The sequence below is a fragment of the Candidatus Neomicrothrix sp. genome (assembly GCF_035329545.1).
GTDB classification, from domain to species: domain Bacteria; phylum Actinomycetota; class Acidimicrobiia; order Acidimicrobiales; family Microtrichaceae; genus Microthrix; species Microthrix subdominans.
Genome location: NZ_DAOLGP010000014.1, coordinates 83,496 through 87,662 on the forward strand (window position 1 = coordinate 83,496; position 4,167 = coordinate 87,662).

A 4,167-nucleotide genomic window follows, 5' to 3' on the forward strand; every position below is an offset into this window, starting at 1 on the left:
CCCCGCGGTGGCGCCACCACCACCGGCCCCCCGGGGTGGGGGGGCGCGCCACTGACCCCGCCGGCGACGTAGATGCCGAACGTCACCGCCATCGCCCACCCGAGGGTGATGAGCAACCAGTCCCCACCGCCGAGGAACGCCGTCTCGGTCCGCCCCGACTCCGGGAGCGCGGCGAGCGAGGTCGCCACCACGCCGCAGCCGAACGTGATGATCACGAACGTCCCAAGGAACTCGGCGAGGTAGTCCGCCCACGGCGTGTTCCGCCATCCCACCCTGGTCCCGAACGCTATGGCAGTTGCACTCTCCGCAGAGCCGGTCGTCTCCATGCCCCAGCCTCCCCCTGCGAGTCGCTTCCCACGGGTTCGTCGCGAGCAGCGACGGGTTCCCGGCGATGACCGGGGCCGACCCGGCGTTGTCGTTCCTTGAGCTGGTCGCGTTCGGCGAAGGCCGAAGCCTAGGCCAACAACGAGTGAACGAGGGTGATCGGGTGAAGGAGAAGGCTGTTGCACCTGGTTCGCGAGACCGGGCTGCTCGTGTTCACGTTCCTGCAACCCGTCATGTTCGTGTTGCTCTTCCGGTACGTGTTCGGCGGCACGCTCGGCCAGGTGCTGGGCATGGACTACGTCAACTACCTGCTGCCGGGCATCTTCGTGCAGGCGGTCGCCCTCGGATCGGTGTCCATGGCCATCGGCCTCGCAGAGGACTTTGGGGGCGGGCTGATCGAACGGTTCCGCTCGCTGCCGATGGCCCCGATGTCGGTGCTGGCGGCGCGCACGCTGGCCGACCTGGTGCGCAACATCGGCATCGTCGTGGTGATGTTGCTCGTCGGCATGGCGATCGGCTTCCGGCCCTACGACGTCATGGGCGTGGTCAAGGGCAGCCTGCTCGTCCTGGCGTTCGCCTTCTCCGTGTCCTGGCTGATGGCGCTCGTCGGCCTGCGATCCACGTCGGCCGAGGAGGCCCAGTCGATGGCCTTCCCGGTGCTGTTGCCGCTCACCTTCGCCAGCTCGGCGTTCGTACCGGTCAACTCGATGCCGGGGTGGCTTCAGGCCTTCGCCGCCCACCAGCCCGTTACCATCGTCGTCAACGCCTGCAGGGGGCTGATGCTGGGACCCGAGGCGGCCCAGGCCCTGCAGGATTCCGGCTCGTTCACCACAACGACCACGGGGTACGTGTTGCGGTCGCTGCTGTGGATCGCAGTGATCCTCGCCATCTCGGTCCCGCTGGCGGTCCGCCGGTTCAGCAAGACATGAGGCGGCATGGAGACGGTGCTCGACGACCGCATCGCCCTGATGGATCAGGGGTCGTACCTCGGGTTGCGGGCCCTCGGCCACCAGCCCGTCTTCCTCGCCACGTGGACGTATGACCGACCGGTCGACCTCGAAGCGTTGCGGCGCGTCAACGACAACCTCTGCCACACGTTGGCGGGACGGCTGGTCGAGCACTCCCCGCTGCCGGGCGGACGGCACCGCTGGGTGGCGGTCGACCGCGCCCCCGACCTCGTCGTTGAAGCAACGCCAAGGAAATGGGACGAGGTCTTCACCTGGACCTCCGAGTTTGGTGACCGAGGTACCGACCCCGAGCACGGCCCGGGCTGGCGGATCGGGGTGTTGCCGCTGACCGACGGCGGCACATCTGTTGCCTTCACCATCCCCCACGCCCTCGGCGACGGGCTCTGCGTGCTCCAGGCGATCACCGATGCGGTCGAGGGTCGGGCGCGCCGCCCGGCCTATCCACGGAGGGGTGCACGTCGCCGCAGCCGCGTGCTGTGGGCCGATCTGCTGGCGTTTGTCCGGGGCCTGCCGTCCGTGCTGCGCGCCGTGGTCGCCGGCGCCCGAGTCGCCCGTGCCCAGGCTGCGCCGAAGACTTCCGGCAGCAAACCCGGCGCCCCGGCCGCTTCTACCACGTCGAAACCAGCAGGCGGTCCCTTCCGCGTTCCGGTGTCGTGCGTTCGGGTGAACCAGGCCGACTGGGATGCCGCCGCCGCCGAGCGAGGCGGCACGAGCAACACCCTGGTGTCGGCGGTTGCGGCCCGGATGGGGGAGCGGTTGGGACGGACCGGTGCCGACGGGATGGTCACCCTGGCGTGCCGGTCAGCGTGCGGATCGAGGGCGATACGCGCGCCAACGCCCTCGACAGAGCCACCATTCGGATCGAACCCACCGGCGTGGTCGATGACCTCACCGGCCTACGCGAGGCCACCAAGGCGGCGCTCGTGGCCGAGCAGTCATACGACCTTGCGGCCGCCCTCCCGTTGACGCCCCTCATGCCCGCCGCCGCGGTGCGCAGGGCCGAGCCGCTGGCGATGGGCGCGTCCGCCCTGCCGGTCGGCTGCTCCAACTACGGCGACCTGCCCGCCGCAGTCGTCCGCCTCGACGGCCGGGACTCGAACGACTTCTGGGTGCGCCTGATCGAGCCGGGCCAGGGTCCGGCGGACCTCGACCGCATCGGCGGTCAGTTGTACGTGCTCAGCGGCCGGGCCCTCGGAAACGTCTTCCTCTCGATCGTCGCACGGCCGGTGGGCGGCGGCCTCGGCAGAGATGAGTTGCTCTGTCACATCGAGGCCACCCTCGCCGAGTTCGGCCTGAGCCCGACGTTGGTCACCCGCTGACTCAGATGTCTGACCAAAGGCGCGCATCGACGTAGCGCTCAAGGTGCGTGACGTTCGTGGTTGCTACAACGATTGTTTCGGCTGGCTCCTCGGCCTGAAGGGCCTGTGCCTGGGCGGCGAGGATAACGTCACCATCGAGGGCTGCATCCCGGGCTGTTGGGAGTCCGCTGTTTCGTGCTTCGGCCCAGAGGCTGGCGGCGATCCGCATCATGGCGGTTGACAAGGGCAGGGAACCGAGGCCGGTGCCGAGTCTTTCGAGCCGCTCGATACCGGCGTGTTTCCCGGACCGTTCGAGTTCTCGGCGAACTTCATAGTCAGAGATTTCGGCCACGATGAGGCGGTCGCCTGCGTCGATACGGGTTCGTGCCCACGTTCGGGCATCGTGGGCAGGCCCTTTGGTGCTCGGGTTGCTCACGAGGCCGAGGGGCCCGCTGTCGAGAATGATCAGCACGCTAGTTTCCATGGCCCTTGCAGGGTCGCCCTCGTTGGATGAGAATCGGGTTGTCGAGCCGGGCTGAGGTCGTACGTCTATGGCGCTTTGGAGCCCGTCGCTAGTTTGAGCCCTGGGGTCTTGGGCGCTCCGTTTTGTTGCTTCGAGCACGTATCTCAGACTCATCATTCGAGGCCCCTTCCGGTTCGGCACCACTTGGTGGGCCGACTGGAAGGACCAAGCTGATGGAACTGGAAGTGTTGGTGGAGCGGTGCGCGTTTTTGGATGTGCATCGTGACACCGCGGTGGCGTGTGCCCGCACGCCTGACGGTCGTGGGGGCTGTTGAGCGCCACCTCCGATGGGCATGGGGGGTTGGGTTGGTGACATTGATGGTGGGCATGGGTGGAGTGGCGTCACGGGTGTAGTCGGGGTGAGGCTCGCGTCTTTGTAGACGCGCAAGAGCCCTCCCGCGATTTCTCTGGCTGGAGCAATCGGGAGGGCTCTTCCTGATGCCCGGGGGCACTGGTGAAGATCGTAGGAACCAACGCGACGGAAGTCGAGCGCGACCTGTTCGATGGCAGGTTGGAGTGCCCGGTTTGCGGGGGCGTTCTGGCGCCGTGGGGTTGGGCCCGTTCGAGGGTGTTGCGGGTTCGTGGCGGCGGGGTGTGGCACGTGATTCCTCGTCGGTCCCGTTGCGGGGGTTGTGGCCGGACCCACGTGTTGTTGGGAGCGTTCGGGTTGTTGCGCCGCCGGGACGCGGTCTGGTCGATCGGGTTCGCTCTGGTCGCCAAAGCGGCCGGTCACGGGTTTCGTTGGTCGGCTGCCCGGCTGGGGGTGCCGTCCTCGACGGTCCGGGGTTGGCTGCGCCGCTTCGCCACCCACGCGGAGGAGGTCCGGGTTTGGTTCACGGTGTTGGCCCACGACCTCGACCCGTTGTTACCGCGAATCGACCCGACCGGCACCCCGTTCGCTGACGCTGTTGAGGCGGTCGGGATGGCGGCCCGGGCGGCCGAGGCCCGGCTGGGGTCTGGGGCGGGTTGGGGGTTCGTGTCGAGAGCGTCGGCCGGGACGATTTTGGCCAACACGGGTTGCCCCTGGGCGGCGACCGGCTGAGCGTCGATCCTT

General features: G+C 68.3%; 6 protein-coding genes. 4 read left to right on the forward strand and 2 right to left on the reverse strand.

The features are described from left to right. On the reverse strand, nt 1-326 hold a 326-nt coding region (locus PKD89_RS09995; RefSeq protein WP_425591241.1), incomplete at its 3' end, for an aquaporin. Between the two features lie 177 nt (nt 327-503). Between PKD89_RS09995 and PKD89_RS10000 the strand changes: the two genes are divergently transcribed. Genes PKD89_RS10000 through PKD89_RS10010 form a run of 3 tightly spaced genes read left to right on the forward strand, consistent with a single transcriptional unit; the run spans nt 504 to nt 2,611 of the window. Next, a complete protein-coding gene (locus PKD89_RS10000; protein ID WP_287379154.1) occupies nt 504-1,253 on the forward strand; it encodes an ABC transporter permease in 750 nt (249 codons plus the stop codon). A 6-nt stretch (nt 1,254-1,259) separates the two neighbouring features. Next, a complete protein-coding gene (locus tag PKD89_RS10005) occupies nt 1,260-2,258 on the forward strand; it encodes a hypothetical protein (RefSeq protein WP_289011054.1) in 999 nt (332 codons plus the stop codon). Next, on the forward strand, nt 2,216-2,611 hold the full coding sequence (locus tag PKD89_RS10010; protein ID WP_287379152.1) for a hypothetical protein: 396 nt from the start codon (nt 2,216-2,218) through the stop codon (nt 2,609-2,611). The genes PKD89_RS10005 and PKD89_RS10010 overlap by 43 nt, the downstream gene beginning before the upstream one ends. A 1-nt stretch (nt 2,612) precedes the next feature. On the opposite strand, the gene PKD89_RS10015 is transcribed toward PKD89_RS10010, so the two are convergent. Beyond that, nucleotides 2,613-3,062, reverse strand: coding sequence for a nucleic acid-binding protein (locus PKD89_RS10015; protein ID WP_289011055.1), 450 nt, complete (start codon nt 3,060-3,062; stop codon nt 2,613-2,615). 697 nt (nt 3,063-3,759) lie between these two features. Between PKD89_RS10015 and PKD89_RS10020 the strand changes: the two genes are divergently transcribed. Then, nucleotides 3,760-4,155, forward strand: coding sequence for a helix-turn-helix domain-containing protein (locus PKD89_RS10020; RefSeq protein ID WP_324332420.1), 396 nt, complete (start codon nt 3,760-3,762; stop codon nt 4,153-4,155). The last annotated feature ends 12 nt before the right edge of the window (nt 4,156-4,167 follow it).

What these genes read in the sequence shown, in the direction of transcription:
- PKD89_RS10005 (WP_289011054.1), top strand. Translation starts at nt 1,260, where the DNA reads ATGGAGACGGTGCTCGACGACCGCATCGCCCTGATGGATCAGGGGTCG.